The organism is Amycolatopsis sp. TRM77291 (assembly GCF_054166285.1).
The window spans coordinates 6,822,604-6,841,933 of the sequence record NZ_JBSZHF010000001.1 but is presented as its reverse complement, the minus strand read 5'-3'; the positions used below and the strand labels follow the sequence as shown (position 1 = coordinate 6,841,933).

20 protein-coding genes and 1 tRNA gene are annotated in these 19,330 nt (G+C 69.4%); 8 read left to right on the top strand and 13 right to left on the bottom strand.

The window, feature by feature from the left end; genetic code table 11:
• The first annotated feature begins 262 nt into the window (after positions 1-262).
• Positions 263-2,227 carry an FUSC family protein gene (locus ACXIZN_RS31835; RefSeq protein WP_457958760.1) on the top strand — a complete coding sequence of 655 codons (1,965 nt, stop codon included), beginning with the start codon at positions 263-265 and terminating at the stop codon, positions 2,225-2,227.
• Between the two features lie 3 nt (positions 2,228-2,230).
• On the opposite strand, the gene ACXIZN_RS31830 is transcribed toward ACXIZN_RS31835, so the two are convergent.
• Positions 2,231-2,854, bottom strand: coding sequence for an AAA family ATPase (locus tag ACXIZN_RS31830; RefSeq protein ID WP_457958759.1), 624 nt, complete (start codon positions 2,852-2,854; stop codon positions 2,231-2,233).
• Positions 2,855-2,943: 89 nt separating this feature from the next.
• Between ACXIZN_RS31830 and ACXIZN_RS31825 the strand changes: the two genes are divergently transcribed.
• The 3 genes from ACXIZN_RS31825 to ACXIZN_RS31815 all read left to right on the top strand — a co-directional run bounded on the left by ACXIZN_RS31825 (position 2,944) and on the right by ACXIZN_RS31815 (position 4,743).
• Positions 2,944-3,282 (top strand): hypothetical protein, encoded by a 339-nt coding sequence (locus ACXIZN_RS31825; RefSeq protein WP_457958758.1) that lies wholly within the window; start codon positions 2,944-2,946, stop codon positions 3,280-3,282.
• A gap of 236 nt (positions 3,283-3,518) precedes the next feature.
• Positions 3,519-4,451, top strand: a complete 933-nt coding sequence (locus ACXIZN_RS31820) for a TauD/TfdA dioxygenase family protein (protein WP_457958757.1) — start codon at positions 3,519-3,521, stop codon at positions 4,449-4,451.
• Between the two features lie 61 nt (positions 4,452-4,512).
• Positions 4,513-4,743 carry an antitoxin gene (locus ACXIZN_RS31815; RefSeq protein ID WP_457958756.1) on the top strand — a complete coding sequence of 77 codons (231 nt, stop codon included), beginning with the start codon at positions 4,513-4,515 and terminating at the stop codon, positions 4,741-4,743.
• Between the two features lie 69 nt (positions 4,744-4,812).
• On the opposite strand, the gene ACXIZN_RS31810 is transcribed toward ACXIZN_RS31815, so the two are convergent.
• The 5 genes from ACXIZN_RS31810 to ACXIZN_RS31790 form a co-directional block, all read right to left on the bottom strand.
• Complete coding sequence (locus tag ACXIZN_RS31810) at positions 4,813-5,766, bottom strand: prephenate dehydrogenase (RefSeq protein ID WP_457960644.1); 954 nt, start codon at positions 5,764-5,766, stop codon at positions 4,813-4,815.
• A gap of 48 nt (positions 5,767-5,814) precedes the next feature.
• Positions 5,815-7,833 carry an oxidoreductase gene (locus tag ACXIZN_RS31805; RefSeq protein ID WP_457958755.1) on the bottom strand — a complete coding sequence of 673 codons (2,019 nt, stop codon included), beginning with the start codon at positions 7,831-7,833 and terminating at the stop codon, positions 5,815-5,817.
• Between the two features lie 9 nt (positions 7,834-7,842).
• Complete coding sequence (locus ACXIZN_RS31800; protein ID WP_457958754.1) at positions 7,843-8,379, bottom strand: PadR family transcriptional regulator; 537 nt, start codon at positions 8,377-8,379, stop codon at positions 7,843-7,845.
• Positions 8,380-8,448: 69 nt separating this feature from the next.
• Positions 8,449-9,297 carry an SAM-dependent methyltransferase gene (locus tag ACXIZN_RS31795; RefSeq protein ID WP_457958753.1) on the bottom strand — a complete coding sequence of 283 codons (849 nt, stop codon included), beginning with the start codon at positions 9,295-9,297 and terminating at the stop codon, positions 8,449-8,451.
• 27 nt (positions 9,298-9,324) lie between these two features.
• Positions 9,325-9,792, bottom strand: a complete 468-nt coding sequence (locus ACXIZN_RS31790; RefSeq protein WP_125679026.1) for a MarR family winged helix-turn-helix transcriptional regulator — start codon at positions 9,790-9,792, stop codon at positions 9,325-9,327.
• Positions 9,793-9,937: 145 nt separating this feature from the next.
• Here ACXIZN_RS31790 and ACXIZN_RS31785 point away from each other — a divergent pair, with 145 nt between their 5' ends.
• Positions 9,938-10,885, top strand: a complete 948-nt coding sequence (locus tag ACXIZN_RS31785; protein ID WP_457958752.1) for an alpha/beta hydrolase — start codon at positions 9,938-9,940, stop codon at positions 10,883-10,885.
• A 119-nt stretch (positions 10,886-11,004) separates the two neighbouring features.
• Positions 11,005-12,222: an alpha/beta hydrolase gene (locus tag ACXIZN_RS31780; RefSeq protein WP_457958751.1), complete on the top strand. Its 1,218-nt coding sequence runs from the start codon at positions 11,005-11,007 to the stop codon at positions 12,220-12,222.
• Here the strand turns inward: ACXIZN_RS31780 and ACXIZN_RS31775 are convergent, their stop codons facing one another.
• Both ACXIZN_RS31775 and ACXIZN_RS31770 read right to left on the bottom strand, forming a co-directional pair.
• Positions 12,223-13,062 (bottom strand): oxygenase MpaB family protein, encoded by an 840-nt coding sequence (locus ACXIZN_RS31775; RefSeq protein ID WP_457958750.1) that lies wholly within the window; start codon positions 13,060-13,062, stop codon positions 12,223-12,225.
• Positions 13,063-13,107: 45 nt separating this feature from the next.
• Entirely contained in the window at positions 13,108-14,007 is a 900-nt protein-coding gene (locus tag ACXIZN_RS31770; protein WP_457958749.1) for a hypothetical protein, read from the bottom strand.
• A gap of 132 nt (positions 14,008-14,139) precedes the next feature.
• On the opposite strand from ACXIZN_RS31770, the gene ACXIZN_RS31765 reads away from it, so the two are divergent.
• On the top strand, positions 14,140-14,736 hold the full coding sequence (locus ACXIZN_RS31765; RefSeq protein WP_257483784.1) for a DUF4383 domain-containing protein: 597 nt from the start codon (positions 14,140-14,142) through the stop codon (positions 14,734-14,736).
• Positions 14,737-14,739: 3 nt separating this feature from the next.
• Here ACXIZN_RS31765 and ACXIZN_RS31760 read toward each other — a convergent pair whose 3' ends face one another.
• The 3 genes from ACXIZN_RS31760 to ACXIZN_RS31750 all read right to left on the bottom strand — a co-directional run bounded on the left by ACXIZN_RS31760 (position 14,740) and on the right by ACXIZN_RS31750 (position 17,744).
• Entirely contained in the window at positions 14,740-15,723 is a 984-nt protein-coding gene (locus tag ACXIZN_RS31760; RefSeq protein ID WP_457958748.1) for an SCO0930 family lipoprotein, read from the bottom strand.
• Between the two features lie 82 nt (positions 15,724-15,805).
• On the bottom strand, positions 15,806-17,179 hold the full coding sequence (locus ACXIZN_RS31755) for a class-II fumarase/aspartase family protein (protein ID WP_457958747.1): 1,374 nt from the start codon (positions 17,177-17,179) through the stop codon (positions 15,806-15,808).
• Between the two features lie 25 nt (positions 17,180-17,204).
• On the bottom strand, positions 17,205-17,744 hold the full coding sequence (locus ACXIZN_RS31750) for a DinB family protein (protein ID WP_457958746.1): 540 nt from the start codon (positions 17,742-17,744) through the stop codon (positions 17,205-17,207).
• Between the two features lie 99 nt (positions 17,745-17,843).
• Here ACXIZN_RS31750 and ACXIZN_RS31745 point away from each other — a divergent pair.
• Positions 17,844-17,916 (top strand) — tRNA-Lys (locus tag ACXIZN_RS31745).
• A gap of 43 nt (positions 17,917-17,959) precedes the next feature.
• Here the strand turns inward: ACXIZN_RS31745 and ACXIZN_RS31740 are convergent.
• Together ACXIZN_RS31740 and ACXIZN_RS31735 are read right to left on the bottom strand one after the other, a co-directional pair.
• Positions 17,960-19,129: a tyrosine-type recombinase/integrase gene (locus ACXIZN_RS31740; protein ID WP_457958745.1), complete on the bottom strand. Its 1,170-nt coding sequence runs from the start codon at positions 19,127-19,129 to the stop codon at positions 17,960-17,962.
• Positions 19,129-19,326 (bottom strand): helix-turn-helix transcriptional regulator, encoded by a 198-nt coding sequence (locus tag ACXIZN_RS31735; RefSeq protein WP_034319955.1) that lies wholly within the window; start codon positions 19,324-19,326, stop codon positions 19,129-19,131. Before ACXIZN_RS31735 ends, ACXIZN_RS31740 begins: the two co-directional genes overlap by 1 nt.
• Positions 19,327-19,330: the final 4 nt, after the last annotated feature.

Below are 19,330 nucleotides of genomic sequence, written 5' to 3'. Positions count from 1 at the left end.
CCTCCGCCGACGTTGCGAAAGCCACTTTCGCAACCTTCAACGTTGCGAAAGTGGCTTTCGCGACGTCGGCCGCGGCCGGGCNGAAGCCGGTGTAGTCCTGTTGTTCGTGAAGGTCCCCTTCCCTCGGCTCAGCCGGGGGAAGGGGACCTTTCGCGTGGTGGCTGGGGTTGCGAAAGCCACTTTCGCAACCTTCAACGTTGCGAAAGTGGCTTTCGCAACGCGCCACCCCCGGCCGTACCGTCCGATGAGTGAAGATAGGGGCGTGAGCACGACGCGCCGCGAGATCGCCGCACCACATTGGCTGGTGCAGCTGCTCCGCAGCACACCGGTTCCCATTCCCTGGAACATGGTCGCCCGCGCCGTCCTCGCCCTCGCCGTCCCGCTGGCCGTCGGCTACGCGCTCGGCGACATCGGAGTCGGCGCTCTCATCTCCACCGGCGCCTTGCCCACCGTCCTCTCCGAATCCGCCGGCCCGTACCGCTATCGAGCCCGGCGGCTCGGCGGCGCCACCGCGGCCGCGGGTCTCGGCTACTTCGCCGGGCTGATCACCGGCGGCATCCCGGCCGCGTCCATCCCGGTCGTCGTCGGGGTCGCGGCGGTGTCCGCGCTGATCAGCGCGGCGGGCAGCAACGCGTCGGTCGCCGGGCTCCAGATGTTCGTCTTCTGCGTCCTCGGCACCGGCCAGCACGTCACCGGCCTCCGCGTCGAAGTCCTCCTCGGCTATTTCTGCGTCGGCGCCGCCTGGAGCCTGCTCGTCGCGCTCGCCACCTGGACCTTCCGCGCCACCAGCCCCGAACGCGGCGCCGTCGCGCACGTCTACGTCGAACTGGCCGCGATGCTCTCCGCGACCGACGAGGCCACCTCCCGCGTCGCGCGCCACCAGCTCACGACCGCGATGAACACCGCGTACGACCGGCTGCTCACCGCGCGCTCCTGGCTGTCGGGCCGCGACGCCACGTACCGCCAGCTGCTCAACCTGCTTTCGGCCAGCACCCCCGCCGTCGAAGCGTCGGTCGCGATGGTCAACGCCGGCCGCCACGCCCCGGTCGACGTGATCGACCACTTCATCGCGACGTCGGCGGCCGTACTCGCGAACCAGGACCTGCCGGAGCCGCCCGAAGCGCCCGAAGACGCCGACCCGGTCCTCGCCGCGCTCTACGCCGGGCTCGCCCGGATCGGCAAGGGCGACAACCGGAAACGGCGCGAGATCCAGCCTTGGCACAAACGTCTCCGCGGCTGGGCGGGGTCGCTCGTCTCCGGTCCGCTCACCTGGTTCGCCGCGCTCCGCCTCACGTTGTGTGTCGCGATCGCCGAAGTCGTCGCGCTGCTCGTCCCGTTCGAACGGTCCTACTGGATCACACTCACCGTCGGCATCGTCCTCAAACCCGACTTCGGCTCGGTGTTCGGCCGCGCCGTGCTGCGCGGCATCGGCACGGTGATCGGGGTGGGCATCGGCGCGGCCGTGCTCGCCGCGGGCGGCGAAGGCTGGCTGCTGGTCCTCCTGATCGCCGTGTTCGCGGGCGGCGTCGCGGTCGGCAAGGTGCGCAACTACGGCATCCTCAGCGCCTTCGTGACCCCGCTGATCATCCTGCAGATGGACCTCGCCAGCACCGGAAGCTGGGACATCGTGCTCGCGCGGCTCGTCGACACCGTGCTCGGCTGCGCGATCGTCCTGCTCTTCGGCTACCTGCTCTGGCCGGGCAGCCGTCGGCCGCAGGTCGGCGGACGGCTCGCCGACAGCCTCGACAGCCTGGTGGAATACGTCGACAAGGGGCTCGTGCTCGCGCCATCGGGTGAAGCACGCTTGGAACGTTCCCGCGCCCGTCGCCGCGCCTACCGCGCACTGGCCGACCTGCGGACCGCGTTCCAGCAGGTCGTCGTCGAACCCTCCGCCGCCGGACGGCAGGCCGTCGCCTGGTGGCCGGTGATCGCCGGGCTCGAACGCGTCGCCGACGCCGTCACCGAGGTCGGCGTCACCCTCGGCCGCGGTGCCCCCGCCCCGGCCGACGCCGACATCGCCCTCCTGACGGCCGCCCTCACCGAACTCGCGGCCGCCGTCCGCGAAGAACGGGACCCGGCGGAGATGCCGATGCCCGACAACGACCAGCTGTCCGGCGTCGTCGACCAGATCGGCGCCGCCTTCGACGCCGTGCGCGGCCCCGACCTCGTCGAGCGCGCACCGCTGCGGCTGGTCCGGCGGTTCCTGCCGTACCACCGCCGCGCCTGAGGGTCAGCCGAACCGGATGTGCTTGACGCTCGTCCACTTGCGACGGGCGAAACCGCGCAGCGCGCTGTCCGTGTTCGGGGCGAGCGTCAGCCCGGCGGACGCGGCGATCCGATCGGCGACCCGCGCGACGGTGAGTGTGTCCGTGCGGATGTGTTCGCCGAACTCCGCGCCCCTCAGCCGCTCCAGGCAGAGGTCGAGCTTCGACACCGCGAAACTCTCGCGCTTCGGCGGCACCCCCTTCCGCCGTACGGAATGGACGATGCCGCGTTCGCTCAGCCGTCGCAGCACGGTCTCGCGCTCGGCGAGCAGCGCGAAATGCCGGACGTCGTGCCCGCGGTCGGCCAGCCTGCCGACGATCTCCTCGAAGTACCGGGGCTCCACCAGTGTCATCGGCACGATCACCGGACCGTCCTGCTTGCCGAGCACCAGGTCAAGCACCTCGAAAACGCCCTGACGCCACGCGGAAAGGTCCTGGAAGTCGCCGCGCAGCCGCCGCGGCATCATCCGGTGCAGGCCGAAACCCGCGACCTCGGGATCGGACACGACGCTGCCGGGCAGGCGACGGTGCAGTTCGTGCGCGGTCTGCGTCTTGCCACCGCCGAACGGGCCGTTGATCCAGACGAGCATGTCGCCGACCCTAACGACATGACCACCCGGATGGGGGATGGTGAGCATCGTCTCGAACTAATGTTCGAGTTTTCACGCATAATCGACGCATGCTCGACACTGGTGACACGCTGCCGCCGGGGCCGCGTCACCTGCACATGGTGCGGCCCAACCAGCCCGTTTGGGTCGATCTCAAGCTGGTGTACCCCGTCGGCGCGGTGAAGGCCCGCCTGCCCGACGGCCTGGATCTGACCGGCACCGTCCCCGGGCTGCTGGGGATGTGGCGGGCGACGACGACCGGACACTGGGTCGGCTGGGTCACCTTCCAGCTCGGTCCGGTCGGCCGGGGCGGCACGACGCATTCGCAGTGGGTGCTGGCCGAGGCGCTGCGCCCGCGCGAGGAGCGGAACACGTGGTCGGGAAGCTTCCCCTCCGAACGGAGGCGATGATCGTCCCGCCTCATGGACGCTGTTGACCGCACGCCAAATCGCGCCCACCATGAGGTCGTGTCCGTCACTTGGGAGTCCGCGCCGCCCCGTTCACCGGGTGAAGGCGTCGCCGCATTGCTCCTGCGCCGTGGACGTTTGGGTTCTCCGCCCGCGTAGCCGTGTTTCCCCGCGAAGGCCATCTGTGAAAGGTGGCCGGTTTCGTCCTTCCCGGAACTCGGAAACCCTTGGAGACCAGCATGTCCGTAGAGCTGCCCGACCGTGTCCGCCTCCGCCCCGCGACCGTCCCCGACGGCGGGATCCTCGAAGGGCCGCGGCTGCTGCGGCGCCTGCCGGAGGGTGCCGAAGAACGTCCGTACGAGCTTTTCGCGTTGCGCCCGCTGGGACGGCTGATCGGTGCCGAGATCGGCGGCGTCGACCTCGCCCGCCCGCTGACGCCCGCCCTCCACGCCGAGCTGAACCGCGCGCTGCTGGAGTGGAAGGTGCTGTTCTTCCGCGACCAGGACATCACTTCGGCGCACCAGCGCGCGTTCGCCGCCAACTGGGGTGAACTGGAGACGAACCCGTTCATCCCGAAGGGGGAGACCGAGGACACCACCCGGTTCACCCGCTCGGCGAGCATGCCCGCGTTCGAGAACATCTGGCACGTGGACGTCACGTTCCGGCCCGAGCCGGCGCTCGGTTCGGTGCTGCGGCTGATCGAGGTCCCGCCGGCCGGCGGCGACACCATGTGGGCCGACATGGCCGCCGCCTACGACAACCTGCCGGAAGACGTCCGAGAGCGGATCGACGGGTTGACCGCGGTGCACGACTTCATCCCCGGCTTCGACCGCTTCTCCGATCCGGAACTGCTGCTGCGCCACCAGGACGCGTTCCCGCCGGTCGAGCATCCGGTCGTCCGCACGCATCCGGAGACCGGGCGCCGCACCCTCTTCGTGAACCAGGCGTTCACGACGCATATCGTCGGCATGGACCGTGACGAGAGCGACCGGCTCCTGCGGTACCTGTTCAGCCGGGCGCATATCCCGGAGTTCCAGGTTCGCTTCGGCTGGCGGCCGGGTTCGGTGGCCTTCTGGGACAACCGCGCCACCCAGCACTACGCCGTCAACGACTACCACCCGTACGCGCGCGTGGCCGAGCGCGTCGCCATCGTGGGCGACCGGCCGTTCTGAGCGTCCCCACGACGGGTGATCGCCGGGGCGTCTTCGCCGGTGCCTGTGTGACGATGTGGACATGGGCATCAACTTCGACGAATTGAAGAACAAGGCCACCGACGCTCTCCGCGAGCACAACGACAAGATCGAGGGCGGCCTGGACAAGGCGGCGGACTTCGCGAAGTCGAAGTTCTCCGGTCACGACTCGCAGATCGACTCCGGGGTCGAGAAGGCGAAGGGCTTCATCAACAAGTTCGACGACACCCCCGACAACCCGCCCCAGAACCAGCAGCCCCAGAACCCCCGGTAATCGCCCGCGTTTCGTCCTCTGGACGCGGTACTTGCGCGTGCAAGGACCGCATTCAGAGGACGAAACGCGTCAGGAGACCTCGCCGATCGCGGTGTCGCCGTCGATCGCCGTGATCCGGCCGCCGCGCTCGCCGAGCGCGATCAGGCCGTCGCGCGCGTCCGGCGCGCTCAGGCTGACCCGGACCCCCGCGCGTTCCGCGTCCTTGGCGGCCGCGAACGCCTGCGCTCCTTCGTGACCGGCGTTGACCGTCACCGCGAGGCCGCCCGTCGACGCCAGCGAGCCCCGCGCCGCGCCCAGCCGTCCGAGCGCCTCGTCGACGATCGGCAGCAGCGCGTCCCGGTTGCCCTCGGTCATCGCCCGCACCAGCGCCGGGCTCGACCCGGCCACCCGCGTGCCGTCCGTGTAGGACCCGGCGGCCAGCGCCATCGCCAGCGGCCCGCCCTGCGCGCCGATCGTGGCCAGGATGGCCGCGAAGATATGCGGCAGATGCGAGATCCGCGCGACCGTCTCGTCGTGCGAGTCCGCCGGCAGCGGCACGACATGCGCGCCGACGTCCAGCACCAGCTGGGCGACCTCCGCCCAAGCGGTCAGATCGGTGTCGTGCTCGACACCCAGCACCCAGGCGGCGCCGCCGAACAACGCCGGGTCGCTCGCCTTCCAGCCGGAGTTCGCCGTCCCGGCCATCGGATGCCCGCCGACGAACTTCGCGTACGGCGCGCGACGGCGGACCGAGTCGAGCACCGGGCCCTTCACGCTGGTCACGTCGGTGAGCACGCAGTGCCCGGCGACCCGCGAAACGGTGCGGAGCACCTCCTCGACCGCGGGCAGCGGCACCGCGAGCACGATCATCGCGTCCCGCTCCGCCGCCTTGCCCAGCGCGGCTTCGACCTGCGTCGTCACGTCGAAACCCGCTCTGCTGGCGGCGTCCGCGTCAGCTTCGGAGGTCGTCGCCCCGAACGTGGTGCGGCCGATCGAATGCGCCGCGCGCAGCAGCGAACCACCGATCAACCCGAGCCCGATCACGCATACGTCCCGCACAAGGGTTCATCCTGCCATCTACGAGGCCACTCGTCAGAGAACGGCGGCCAGGCGGGTTCCCTGATCGATGGCCCGTTTGGCGTCCAGTTCGGCCGCGACGTCGGCGCCGCCGATCAGGTGCACCGGCAGTCCGGCCGCGCGCAGGTCGTCCACGAGGTCGCGAACCGGCTCCTGGCCCGCGCAGACGACGACGTTGTCCACATCGAGCACGCGCGGTTTGTCACCGACGGTGATGTGCAGGCCGTCGTCGTCGATCCGGTCGTAGGTGACCCCGGTGAGCTGCTCGACGCGTTTGGCCTTCAGCGCGGCCCGGTGCACCCAGCCGCTGGTCTTGCCCAGCCCCGCGCCGATACCGGACTTCTTGCGCTGCAGCAGGAACACCTGACGCGGTGACGGCTCGACCTTCCGCTCGGTCAGCCCGCCGGCCGCGTGCTCGGGATCGGTGACGCCCCATTCGGCCATCCACGCGTCCAGATCGAGCGCGGGGGAGGTGGTGTGCGTCAGGAACTCGCTCACGTCCACGCCGATCCCGCCCGCGCCGATCACGGCGACCTTGCCGCCCACCGGTTTCCCGTGCCGGACGACGTCCACATAGGACAGAACCTTGGGGTGGTCGATCCCGGGGAGCGGCGGCACCCGCGGCGTCACGCCGGTGGCCAGCACGACCTCGTCGAACCCGGCGTCGACCAGGTCGGCGGCGGCCACGCGCGTACCGAGGCGCACCTTGACGCCGGTGACCTCCAGCCGCCGCGTGTAATAGCGGATGGTCTCCGCGAACTCCTCCTTGCCCGGGATCTTCCGTGCGATCCCGAACTGGCCGCCGATCTCGTCGTCGGCTTCGAACAGTTCGACCGTGTGCCCGCGTTCGGCGAGACCGGTCGCGGCCGCGAGCCCCGCGGGACCCGCGCCGACGACGGCGACGCGTTTGGTCTTGCGGGTGGGCGAAAGCGTCAGCGTCGTCTCGTGGCCCGCGCGCGGATTCACCATGCAGGACACCAGTTTGCGCTTGAACGCGTGGTCGAGACAGGCCTGGTTGCAGGCGATGCAGGTGTTGATCTCGTCCTCGCGCCCGCTTTCGGCCTTGAGGATCCATTCCGGGTCGGCGAGGAACGGCCGTGCCATCGACACCAGGTCCGCGTCACCGCTCGCCAGCGCCTCCTCGGCGACCTCGGGCATGTTGATCCGGTTCGACGTGACCACCGGGATCCCGACGTGCGGTTTGAGCTTGCCGGTCACCCAGGTGAACGCCGCGCGCGGCACGGACGTCACGATCGTCGGCACCCTCGCCTCGTGCCAGCCGATACCGGTGTTGATGATCGTCGCGCCCGCCTCTTCGACCTCCTTGGCCAGCGCGACGACGTCTTCCCAGCGCTGCCCGCCTTCGACGAGGTCCAACATGGACAGTCGATAAACGATGATGAAGTCCTCGCCGACCGCTTCCCGCGTGCGCCGCACGATCTCGACGGCGATCCTGCGCCGGTTTTCCGCGCTGCCGCCCCATTTGTCGGTGCGCTTGTTGGTCCGCTCGGCGAGGAACTGGTTGATGAAGTAGCCCTCCGACCCCATGATCTCGACGCCGTCGTAACCCGCTTCCTTGGCCAGGAAGGCACAATCGGCGAACGCGCGGATCTGGCGCAGCACGCCGTACCCGGAAAGGGCCCGAGGCTTGAAGGGGTTGATCGGCGCCTTGATGCCCGACGCGGAGACGCTCAGCGGATGGTAGGAGTATCGGCCCGCGTGGAGGATCTGCAGCGCGATCTTGCCGCCCGCCTCGTGCACGGGATCGGTGAGTCGCCTGTGCGCCTTGGCTTCCGCGCGCGTCGAGAGTTTCGACGCCAGCGGCAGGAGCCAGCCGGTCCGGTTCGGGGCGAAGCCGCCGGTGACGATCAGCCCGACGCCACCGCGGGCGCGTTCGGCGTAGTACTCGGCCAGTTGCGGGAAATGCGCTTCCTTGTCTTCGAGGCCGGTGTGCATCGAACCCATGATCACCCTGTTGCGCAGGGTGGTGAAGCCGAGATCGAGCGGGGACAGCAGGTTCGGGTACGGGCTCATCGCTGGTCCTTACGCATCGTGGTGGAATGCCTGGAGGACTTCCTCGAGCCACTCGACGTGGCCCTGTTCGGTTCGGATTCCTCCGCGCAGCACGAGGAACTGATGCAACGACTGTCCACTGAGGACGCTGGGGTCGGGGAAGTCGTGCTTCTCGATCAGCAGGTAGGCGTCGAGGCGTGCCGCGTGCGCGTCGCGATGCCGGGCGACCTCGGCGGCGACGGCGGCCGGATCACCGAGGGTGGCGCCGCGGATCTTCACGGCCAGCTCCCTGGCGGTGGCCGACGGGTCGGGTTCGGCGAGCCAGCGGACGAGTTCGGTCCGCCCCGCGTCGCCGACGGTGTAGACCTTCTTGTCGGGTTTCCCGGACTGCGCGACGTGGTCGACGGCGACCCAGCCCGCGTCCTCCATCCGCTTGAGGACGCGGTAGATCTGCTGGTGGGTGGCGTTCCACCACAGCCCGATGGACTTCTCGAAGCGCCGCGTCAGCTCGTAGCCCGAGCCGGACCGCTCGGACAGCGAAACCAGGATCGCGTGCTCCAGTGCCATGCACCTAGTTTCATATGCACCTAGTTGCACGGCAAGGCGACGCGCGTCACAAGCGCTTCGCGGGAAGAGCTACGGCTTGCGGGCGATACCCCCGATGACGCGGGACTCCGAAGGGGCGGCGGCGAAGATCGTCTTCTCGTCCGGGTGCCACGCCGGCGCGTAGACCAGGCCCGGCTCCAGCAGCGGCCAGCCGCCGAAGAACCGCCGGAACTCGTCCATCGTGCGCAGGAAACCGGGGTTCGTCGTGGTCTCGTAGTAGTCGAGGAGGTCCAGAAGCGCCTGCTTCTCGTCCTCGTTGGCCGGGTTCTCGTTGGTCATCTGCGAAAGCACCAGCAGCGAACCCGGGGCGAGCCGGTCGCGGTAGAAGTCCAGCAGCCCGTCGGGGTCCTGCTCGTCCTTGATGAAGTGCATGACCGCGTTGACCACCAGCGCGACCGGCTCCCGGACGTCGATGATGCCGGAGTCCATCACCCGGTCCCAGAGGTCCTGGGGGTCGAACAGATCCGCGGCGATCGCGTGGTGGCGATCCGGGTCGGCGGTGTCGGCGAGCAGCAGCGTCGAATGCGCGAGCGCGATCGGCTCGTTGTCGATGTAGAGGACGTGCGTGTCCTCCTGCGGCCGCGCCTCGTCGGCGACCTCGTGCACGTTGCCCGCGGTGGGCAGGCCGGAACCGATGTCGACGAACTGCTTGATGCCCAGTTCCGCGCAGTGCCGCACGGCCCGGCCGAGGAACTGCCTGCTGGTCTTGCAGTAGTCGCCCAGCAGCGGCAGGCGCTCGCGCACCTTCTCGGCGAATTCGCGATCGATGGCGTAGTGGGTGTCGCCGCCGATGAAGTAGTCGTAGACGCGGGCCGCGGACGGCCGGTCCAAGCTGTTCTCGACGGCCTTGAGCGCCGCGTCGTGATCGATCATCGTCATCCCTTTGTCCGCGCCGGAAATCCCATGCTAACCGGCCGGGACGTAGGCCTCGCGGTAGGCGTTCACGGATTCGGTCAAGCGATCGAGCTCCGCGCGGGTGCGGGCGAGCCCGGCCGCGTCGAGGCCCATCGCGTCGCCGATGATCTTCGGGATCCCGCTCGCGCGTTCCCGGAGCCGGGCGCCGTCCCCGGTCAGGCTGATCCGGACGGACCGCTCGTCGTCGGCCTGCCGGACACGCTCGACCAGCCCGGACTTCTCCAGCCGCTTGAGCAGCGGCGACAGCGTGCCGGAGTCGAGGTTCAGCACGGTGCCGAGCTCCTTGACCAGCCGCTCGTCCTCTTCCCAGAGCGCGAGCATCACCAGGTACTGCGGATAGGTCAGGCCCAGATCGTCGAGCACCACGCGATAGAGCGCGGTCACGGCCCGCGATGCCGCGTAGAGCCCGAAGCACAGCTGATCGTCCAGGCACAGCGATCCGGTGTTGTCCGTCGGCATCGGTCCTCCTCGTTCCCCATGGTGCGTCGATCATGCCGCGGACCGCCACTCGAGTGAGCCAAATCTCCTTGGGTGCATTTTAGTTGTGCACAACTGAGTTGCGAGCTACCTTTGTCGCATCGACTTCGGAACCCAGGAGGCAGAAATGACCGCCAACCCGCACAACCTGGCCCTCGAACCGGCCGCGCAGGCCTTCGTCGAGGCCACCGCCACCCCGCCGTTCCTCTTCCAGCTGCCGCCGGCGGAAGGACGCAAGGCCGTCGACGAGGTCCAGGGCGGCGACGTCGAACTGCCCGCCGCCGACGTCGAGAGCACGCATGTGGACGGCGTCGAGGTCCGCATCGTCCGGCCCCAGGGCGTGACCGGGCCGCTGCCCGTGATCGTCTACATCCACGGCGCCGGCTGGGTCTTCGGGAACTTCCACACCCACGAGCGCCTGGTCCGCGAGCTCGCGGTCGGCGCGGGCGCGGCCGTCGTCTTCCCCGAATACGACCGCTCGCCCGAGGCGCGCTACCCGGTCGCCATCGAGCAGAACTACGCCGTGGCGAAGTGGGTCGCCGAGCACGGCGCCGAAAACGGTCTCGACGGCACGAAGATCGCGATCGCCGGAGACTCCGTCGGCGGGAACATGACCGCCGCGCTCACCCTGCTCGCGAAGCAGCGCGGCGACGTCACTTTCCGTCAGCAGGTGCTCTTCTACCCGGTCACCGACGCGAACTTCGACACCGAGTCCTACCGGCGGTTCGCCGAGGGCTACTTCCTCGCCCTCGACGGCATGAAGTGGTTCTGGGGCCAGTACACGACCGATCCGGCGCAGCGCGCGGAAATCACCGCGTCGCCGCTGCGCGCGAGCCTCGACGAGCTCGCGGGCCTGCCGCCCGCGCTGGTGATCACCGCCGAGGCCGACGTCCTGCGTGACGAAGGCGAGGCGTACGCCGCCAAACTGCGTCAGGCCGGGGTTCCGGTGACCGCCGTGCGGTACCAGGGCATTGTGCACGACTTCGTCATGCTCAACACGTTGCGCGGAACGCACGCCGCGGAAGCCGCGATTTCGCAGGCGATCGGCGTGCTGCGCACGGCACTCGAAGACTGAGGTCCGTCCGGGGTGACCCGTGTCACCCCGGACAACACTTTCCGGTGGCCGCACGTCTCTTGATCCGGATGTGGGAAGTGCGGCGCGGGGGCGTGCCGCCGCCGGGAGGGACGATCGCCATGGGACTGGGCCTGAGCGCCATCCGGCTGGATTCGACCCTGAACCTCGTCATCGTCGTGGTGCTGACGCTGCTCGCGATCATCGCCGTGCCGTTCTTCTGGGAACGCTGGCGCCGCAAGCTTTTCGGCCGCAGCGGCACGATCCTCGTCGCGGTGGTGCTGATCGTGGTCAGTACCGGGATGGGCGGGAACATGATCGGCGGGTTCTTCCCGACGGTCGGCGCCCTGTTCGGCACCGGTGTGTACTCGGGGCAGGGAGTCGACGCCGTCGGCGGGCAGAACGGCGCGGACCTGGACAAACTGGGCGCCGGCGGGGCGATGCGCGCCAAGGAGGGCAAGGGTTCCGTCGTGTACATGACGGTGACCGGCAAGCGCACCGGCCTGACGCGTGACGTCTCGGTGTATTTCCCGCCCCAGTACTACGGTTCCGCGTACCAGGGCTACAAGTTCCCTGTCATCGAATGGATCCCGAACTATCCGTCCGGGCCCGAAGTGGTCACCGGTCCGTACGGCCTGCCCGCGCAACTCGACGCGGCCATCGCGAAGAACGTGCTCCCGCCGTCGGTGGTGATCATCCCGGATCCGACCGGGAAACCGAAGATCGGCCACGACACCCAGTGTGTCGACGAGGTCGACGGGTCGGCCAACGACACCTACCTGACCGCCGACATCCGCGACTGGGCGATCGAGAAACTCGGCGCCAACCCGCAACGGAAGGCGTGGACGATGGCGGGCTGGTCCTCGGGCGGGTACTGCGCGATGAACCTCGTGACCCGGCACCCGCAGTGGTACGGCCAGGCCGCGAGTGTCAGCGGCTACGCGGAGGCTTCGGTGGACGCGGAGACGGAGAACCTGTTCAAGGGCAGGCAGGACATCATCGATGCCAACAAGGTCACCCTGAACCTGCAGAAGCATCCGTCGCCGGTGGACATCCTCGCGATCGCGGGGGACAAGGAAGGTTTCGAGAGTTCCTCGCTCGATCAGATCCAGGCGGCCGTCCGCGCGCCGGCGACGCTCTCATCGTGGCGGATCCCGGACGCCGGCCACAACATGAACACCTTCAAGACACAGATCCCCGACGTGCTGGCGTGGATCGGCGCGCGGACCTTGCCGCCGTCCCCGCCGCAGGACAAGAAGATCGTCACCAACGGCGGGGTCAAACCGTGGCCGCTGCCGAACACCGGTGCCAAGGGCGCGCTGGTCGACGTCGTCGAGTAGCTACCCGCGCTTGGCGCGATAAGCCTTGGGGTACAACCGAAGCCGGTCGGGAACACGCTTCCCGGCCGCTCTCGTGACCGCGCCGAGGCGCCGGAGCCGGCGCTCGTCCGCGTCTGTCCACTTGAGACTCAAGCGGTCGCGCAGCGCCGCGGGGAGCAGGCCGATCGCGCACAGGGTCAGCACGTTCCCGCCCGCCGGCCGGACGGGACGCCACAAGGCCTCCGGCAGGAACCACCACGGCGGTGGTGGCGTGTCCCGCATGGTGATCGAGTGGAGCAGTTCTCGGACGGTGTGGTTGTCCTCGAGCCGGTTCGCGACGACGTCGTCGAAGTAGGCCTCGAATCCGTCGAGGTCCTCGGGCATGTGGTGCTCGCGAAGGCCGAGCAGCAGGCCGAGGCGCCGCCATTCCGCGTAGAAGCGGCGCTTTTCGGCGTGGGACAAGGGATGTATGAACACTTCCCGCATGCGGACCGTCGTCCAGAACGTCGATCCGTGCACCCACCGGTAGGCCTCGGGGTTCAGCGCGTGATAGCGCTCGCCGTGATGGTCGACGCCCTTGATCGCCTTGTGCAGCTCACGGAGCCGCTCGGCCTCGGCGACCGCCTCGCGGCCGCCGAAAACCTGGCACAGCAAGGAATCGATGGTCCGGTCGAGCCGGCCCCACGGATCTTCGGTGTAGTTCGAATGGTCGTGGACACCGGCGCCGACCACCGGATGCGCGACCTGCAGCAGCAACGCCGTCCCCGCGCCGAGCAGCAGTCTCCGGTCGCCGACCACTCGCCAGGCGACGGAATCCGGGCCGAGCGGGGTCACGGCGGGCAGGCGGGCTTCGGTGCTCATGACGACCTCCCGGAAGAGCGGCGTGCGGCCACTGTCCCACCTTGTTTACAGGCCGTCAATAGCTGGGAGGAGCCCTCTCACCACCTCGGACACGTGTTCGCCGGCGCCGGTGTAGGTGGTCGACACCGGTTGGGAGGTCAGGACGACGACGATGTGGCGATCGTTTTCGCCGACGGTGCCGGAGCTGTGCAGGATCAGGGAGCCGCGGCAGCACGCCCAGCCCTGCTTGATCGACCAGCGAAGGGAACCGACGGCGTCGGGGATGCCGAAGTACTGCCGGACACCGTCGGAACCGCTCTCCGTCGCGCCGCTCAACGCCCGCATGATCGTCGTCCGTGTCCCCGCGCCCGCCCTGTCCAGCAGATAGCGGTAGATCTTCGCGACGTCCGCGGCGGTGATCCGGGTATCGCCCCAGCGGCCGGAGTCCTCGGGCGGACGCGTGCCGCCGAGGCCGATCTTGGCGGCCCATCGGGTGACGATGGCCGGTCCGCCGAGGGTCGTCCACAGCCTGCTGGCGATGTCGTCGTCGCTGGCCGAGAGCATCCGCTGCACGGTGCTCGCCGGTGTGCCCGCTTGAAGCGCTTCCAGCGCGATGAGGAGCTTCACCAGCGAAGCCGAGGTGTAAGCGCGCTCCGACTTGAGGGAGACCGTGGTCTTCTTGGCGACGCGGTCGTAGACGACCACGCTCACCTGTCCACCTGGGACGAGGCTCGCGAGCGCCTCGGTGTCCACGGACTTCGGTGGTGGCCCGGGCGCCGCCGAGGAGGAGGACGGGGGCGGGGATTCCACCGGTTCCGGTTCGGCTTCGAGGGAGATCACCGCGTCGTTCGAGGCCGCGGCCGCGACCGCCGCCGGGCCGGGACGCGACCGCGGAATCAGCGCCATCGCGAGGATGGCTCCCAGGCACAACCCCACCAGGAGAAAGACTCCGCTCACCTTGCCCACACGACCTGTTGACCGGATCACCCGATCGTGTTCACGGCTAGGCCGTTCGGCCGCCTCGGTTTGCCCGCGAGGGCCCCTGGGTATCCGGCTGCCAAGCCTGAATTCAGGTCGCCAACTCTGGGAGGCGGAGCAATGGCACGTGCACAACGCGCTCGAATCCGGACCGCGGGCGTCCAGCCCGCGCAGGTTCTCGCCGGGCTGTCGAGCCTGGCCTTCCTGGTGTTCGGGATAGTGGGCTTCACCAGGACCGGGTTCGCCGATTTCGCAGGCCGCAGCGACGCGACGGTGCTCGGATTCTCGGTGAATCCCCTTTACAACCTCGGGTTCGTCCTGCTGGGCGCGATCGGTCTGCTGCTGACCTTCGGCTCGGGGCGGTCCCGGGTCTTCGGTCTCCTGACGTTCGTCGCCTTCGGGGCGCTGTTCGTCTGGGGTCTGATGATCGCCGGCACCGTTTCGACGAATCCGGTGTCAGAGGCGGGGAACCCGTTCAACCTGAACTCCACCGACAACTGGCTGCACCTCGGCCTCGCCGCTCTCGGGCTGCTGATCGCGTTCCTGCCCGCGCGGCACAAGGTGCTGCTGCCGGAGGACGAAGACGAGACCGTGGTGACGGACCGGGCCGACAGCGCCACCGTCGTCGAGCCCCTTCCGGACGCCTCGCGACGGCCGAAGCATGAGAAAGGCCCGACCGTCGCTCGTGACGAGCGACCGCCGGGCCTGGCCCACTAGGTCTCAGTAGCCGTAGTCCTGGGCGGGAGCGCCTTCCTCCTTCTTGGGGGCGGCGTTCCCGCTCTGGGCGGCCTTGTTCTTGACCGGCGCGGTGCTCTTGCAGCCCGCGGGCTCGATGACGAACCAGGTGCCGCCGACGCCGTGCCCGTTCGCCTCGCCGGCGTTCGCGTCCTTGGCGTAGCGGTAGACGGCCCATCCGCCGACAGTGACCTGCGTGGTGCCGTCCGCGCGCTTCACCGTGCCGAGCAGCTTCGGGTCGATCCCTTCGAGCTGGACGTCGCCCTCGGCGAGCACCGGCGGCCAGGTCTTCGCGCAGTCACCGTTGCAGGTCGGCTGCTTGTTCTTCTTGTCCTTGGTGAACATGTAGAGGGTGAAACCCTCCTGGTCCACAATGGCCGGTCCGATGCCGTCGACGTTGCTCGCGACCAGCTTCGTGGCGCCGTCCTTCTGTTCGGCCGGAGCCTCCTCCTTCGCGGCCTGGCCCGCCTTGCCGCCCTTGGCGTTCGCGGCGTACCAAGTGCCGCCGATGCCCTGGCCCTTGGTCTCGCCCGCCTTGGCGTCCTTGGCGTAGCGGTAAAGCGCCCAGCCGCCGACGGTGACCTGCTTGCGACCGTCGGCGCGGGTCACTTCGCCGATCAGCGCCTGATCCACGCCTTCGATCTGGACGTCGCCCTCGGCCAGCACGGGCGGCCAGGTCTTCGCGCAGTCACCGTCGCAATTGGACTTCGGCGGCTTCGCGCTGTCCTTGTCGAAGCGGTACAACGTGAACCCGTCCTTGTCGACGAGCACCTGGCCGAGGTCGCCGGCGTCGGCGACGGCCACCTTGGTCTCGCCCTTGGCCGCGGGGGCGTTCCCTCCCGCCCCGGCCACCGCGGCGGCGGGAGCGACGGCGGGCGCCGCCGTCTCGGTGCCGCCCGAGCAGGCCGACAACGCAACCAGGCCCACGGCCGCGGACGCCGCTGCGACGACGAAACGCTTGCGAAGCATGGGATTTCTCCTTGTTCGTAGGGGTTCCGCGGCTTGGCGCGGTGAGCTTGTACCCCCTACACGGAGCCGGTGCGGGACCGGTTCAAGGAGTTTTCGGATTTTCTTCTCGGGCATCCAGCGCGGCGTCGACGAGCACCCCGGCCGACCCGGTGTAGTTCGCCGGATCCAGCAGCTCGGCGAGGGAATCCGCGGGGAGGACTCCGGTTATCTCCGGCAGCCCGGAAAGCACCTCGCCGAGCGGCTTGTCCTGCTCCAGCGCGAGCTTGGCCGCGCGTCCCAGCGCCTCCTTGGCCCGTGTCTTGCCGAGCAGCGGGGCGAGCACGGCCGACAGGCGCTCGGAGACGATCTGGCCGTGCGTGAGGCCGAGGTTCTCGCGCATGCGCTCGTCGTGCACCACCAGGCCGCGGGCGAGCTCGGCCGCCGTATGGGCGGCGCCGCCGGTCAGGCGCAGGCATTCGCGCAGCAGCTGCCACTCGGCGTGCCACGCGCCCGCGGGCCGTTCGTCCTCGGAGAGCACGGCCTGGGTGACGCCCGTGGCCAGCACCGGGACCTGGAGCGCGGCCGACCGGATCAGCGTCGCGAGCACCGGATTGCGCTTGTGCGGCATCGCCGAAGAACCGCCACGGCCCTCACCCGCCGGCTCGGCGACCTCCCCGACCTCGGTGCGCGTCAGGAACTGGACGTCGACCGCGATCTTCCCGAGCGCGGCGGCCGTGAACGCGAGGGCGGCCGCGAGGTCCGCCGTCGGGGTGCGGAGGGTGTGCCAGGGGAGCGTGGTCTCGGCGAGACCGGTCTCCTCGGCGAAGGCCGTCTGGAGCCGCTGCGGATAACCATCGGGCAAGGCCGCGAGGCGCGCGTACTCGGCGTACGCGGCCCTCGTGCCCGCCGCGCCACCGAGCGAGACCGGGAGGACGACACGGTTCAGCCGGTCGAGCGCGTCGAGCGTCAACTGACGCCAGCCCGCCGCCTTGAGCCCGAACGTGGTCGGGACCGCGTGGGCGGTGAGGGTGCGCCCGGCCATGAGCGTGTCGCGATGCGCGCGGGCGAGGTTCGCCAGCGCATCCGCCGTCGCCTCGAGGTCGGCGACGAGGAGCGCCCGGGTCCGCGCGGCGACCAACATCATCGCGGTGTCGAAGATGTCCTGGCTGGTGGAGCCACGATGGACGTACTCCGTTCCGGCGGCCTCGGTCAGCTCCTTGATCAGCCCCACGACCGGGTTCGCCGTCTCGCGAGCCGCACGCGCCAACGCGACCACGTCGATCTCGACCGACGCGGCGGCCTCGGTGATCGCCTCCGCGGCTTCCTGCGGGATCAGCCCGGTGGCCGCCTGCGCCCTGGCGAGCGCCGCCTCCGTGTCCAACAGCGCCCGTACCCAGGCGAGATCGCCCGTCGCCGCCTCGGCGGGCGTGCCGGCGCGGACCGGGGACAGGAGGCCGGAATCGGGATCGGCGTTCATCGGCCCAGCATCGCACTTCAAGGTTTCAGTGGCCTGTCCTCCCGTCGGTGCGCTCGCGCAGCAGGTCGGCGTGCCCGGCGTGGCGCGCGTACTCGGCGATGTGATGGGTCAGCAGCCACCGCAGCGAGAACGGCTCGCCGTCGCGGCGAGACTTGCCGGTGTCGTCGAGCGACGCGGCCGCCACGATCTCGCGCGACCGCGCACACTCCTCGTGCCACGCCGCCCACGCGACCTCGACGTCACCGCCGATGTCCTCGAAGTCCTGCTCGGGCCACTCGTCGGAGTAGTAGAGCAGCGGCACGTCCTCACCCGCGAACTGCAGGCGGAACCACCAGCGCTCGACGCCCGTGAGGTGCCTGAGCAGCCCGTGCAGCGACATGCTCGACGGCTCCACCGACCGCAGGGCCATCTGCTCCGGCGTCAGCCCCTGGCACTTGAGCTCGAAGGTGCGGCGATGCCAGTCGAGGGTCGACGTCAGGATCTCGCGCTCGCTCGCCACACGCGGAGGCTCCGGACGGTCGCCTTCCCAGTTCGGCGCATAGTTCTCGTCGGGGATCGTGTCCATGCCCCCGACCTTGGCAGAGACCCCCGACAATTCGGTCGCGCTCCGGCGGCCGCCCCGCCATCCTGGTGGTCGACGGCGGTCTACTAGACTCGGCCGCACGGGCCGTTAGCTCAATTGGTAGAGCTGCGGACTTTTAATCCGTAGGTTCTGGGTTCGAGCCCCAGGCGGCCCACTCTTTCGCCTGGTCCACGCGTTGTGGCCACCCAAGACCAAGATCATCTCCCCGGTTTATCCCCGGTTTTGGGTCGAACGGGTTTATCCAAGAGCCCTTCCAGGGCCTTCGCCGTGGCCGGGTCGACCGTCTTCCGTTCCAGGTAGTTGTCCTGCGTCATCGACACCCGCGAGTGGCCGAGCTGGTCCGCGATCAGCCGCGTCGGCACCCCCGCGTCGTCCAGGGCGGTCGCCGTCGTCTTCCGGAAGGTGTGCGAGGTGACCCACAGGAAGTCCTCCCCGCCGCGAATCTCCCGGATGACCCGCAGGACGTTGTTCGGGTCCCGCATCCCGCCGGTCGAGCTGGGGAAGATGGGGCCAGAGGCCGCCGCCCGCTTCGTCAGCAGCTCCACCGCCCAGGAGGGGAGCGGAAGCGCGCGTTTGCTCGACTCGCTCTTCGGACGCGGCTTGCGGAGCAGCCCTTGCCCTTTGATCCGGACCACGGTGTGCGTGATGTCGACCGTGCCCTCCACCAGGTCGACGTCCTCCCAGTACGTCGCGAGCGCTTCGCCGACCCGGACCCCGGTCGCCATCATGAACCGGGACAAGTCGGGCAGGTCCCAGCGCACCGCCTTCTCATCCGCCTCCAGCCGTGCCAGCCATGCGGCGCGCTCGTCCGCGTCCAGGGCACGCGGCTTCTTCTTCGCCGTCGGGATGCGCCGAGTGTCCCGAGTCGGGTTGCCGTCGATCGCGTCGTACCGAGCCGCCAGCCCGAGCATTCCCGAAAGGACGGTCCGCGCGGTCTTCGCCGTCGACGCCCCGATGTTGCGCTGAAGAGCCCCTAGGAAGCGATCGAGCCGCATCACGGTTGCTTCCCGCACGCGCAGCTCACCGAGGCCGGGCACGACGTGAGCGTTCAAGACCGATTCGTACGCGGTCTCGGTGGTCGGCGACTTCTTGCCGTCCTCGACGTCCTGCCGCACCTGGTCCATCCAGACTTCAGCCAGGACCTTCAGGTGCGTCTCTCGGGTGATCTCGCCATTCGTGGACCCGGTCCACTCGCGGAACACGTCCTTGAGCCGCTGCGCAGCCTTGCCCTTCGTCTTCCCGGTCCGCTCGACCTCCCGCGTGTTGCCGTCGAAGTCGCGGAACAGCGCACGAGCCCGGTACCCGCCCGGAACAGGCGAATACCGGATCTCCCCGTACGTTCCGATCTCCAGTTGAGGCCGAGGCATCAGGCCACCTCGACGGCCAGCTGATCAACCCACGCCCGGACGTCCTCAGGGCGGTACCGCACGTATCGGCCCATGCGGCGGCCAGCAGGGCCGTAACCCTTGCTGCGCCACTGGTACAGCGTCCCGACAGGGACACCGAGGTAGGCCGAGACGTCTTCCACTGTCCAGAGAGGATCGATGTCGTGCACGTTGTTCATGTGA

Coding starts and splice junctions, on each gene's coding strand:
- ACXIZN_RS31830 (WP_457958759.1), bottom strand. CDS start 2,854: ATGCTCGTCTGGATCAACGGCCCGTTCGGCGGTGGCAAGACGCAGACC.
- ACXIZN_RS31825 (WP_457958758.1), top strand. CDS start 2,944: ATGCTCGACACTGGTGACACGCTGCCGCCGGGGCCGCGTCACCTGCAC.
- ACXIZN_RS31820 (WP_457958757.1), top strand. CDS start 3,519: ATGTCCGTAGAGCTGCCCGACCGTGTCCGCCTCCGCCCCGCGACCGTC.
- ACXIZN_RS31815 (WP_457958756.1), top strand. CDS start 4,513: ATGGGCATCAACTTCGACGAATTGAAGAACAAGGCCACCGACGCTCTC.
- ACXIZN_RS31805 (WP_457958755.1), bottom strand. CDS start 7,833: ATGAGCCCGTACCCGAACCTGCTGTCCCCGCTCGATCTCGGCTTCACC.
- ACXIZN_RS31800 (WP_457958754.1), bottom strand. CDS start 8,379: ATGGCACTGGAGCACGCGATCCTGGTTTCGCTGTCCGAGCGGTCCGGC.
- ACXIZN_RS31795 (WP_457958753.1), bottom strand. CDS start 9,297: ATGACGATGATCGATCACGACGCGGCGCTCAAGGCCGTCGAGAACAGC.
- ACXIZN_RS31790 (WP_125679026.1), bottom strand. CDS start 9,792: ATGCCGACGGACAACACCGGATCGCTGTGCCTGGACGATCAGCTGTGC.
- ACXIZN_RS31785 (WP_457958752.1), top strand. CDS start 9,938: ATGACCGCCAACCCGCACAACCTGGCCCTCGAACCGGCCGCGCAGGCC.
- ACXIZN_RS31780 (WP_457958751.1), top strand. CDS start 11,005: ATGGGACTGGGCCTGAGCGCCATCCGGCTGGATTCGACCCTGAACCTC.
- ACXIZN_RS31775 (WP_457958750.1), bottom strand. CDS start 13,062: ATGAGCACCGAAGCCCGCCTGCCCGCCGTGACCCCGCTCGGCCCGGAT.
- ACXIZN_RS31765 (WP_257483784.1), top strand. CDS start 14,140: ATGGCACGTGCACAACGCGCTCGAATCCGGACCGCGGGCGTCCAGCCC.
- ACXIZN_RS31760 (WP_457958748.1), bottom strand. CDS start 15,723: ATGCTTCGCAAGCGTTTCGTCGTCGCAGCGGCGTCCGCGGCCGTGGGC.
- ACXIZN_RS31755 (WP_457958747.1), bottom strand. CDS start 17,179: ATGAACGCCGATCCCGATTCCGGCCTCCTGTCCCCGGTCCGCGCCGGC.
- ACXIZN_RS31750 (WP_457958746.1), bottom strand. CDS start 17,744: ATGGACACGATCCCCGACGAGAACTATGCGCCGAACTGGGAAGGCGAC.
- ACXIZN_RS31740 (WP_457958745.1), bottom strand. CDS start 19,129: ATGCCTCGGCCTCAACTGGAGATCGGAACGTACGGGGAGATCCGGTAT.
- ACXIZN_RS31735 (WP_034319955.1), bottom strand. CDS start 19,326: ATGAACAACGTGCACGACATCGATCCTCTCTGGACAGTGGAAGACGTC.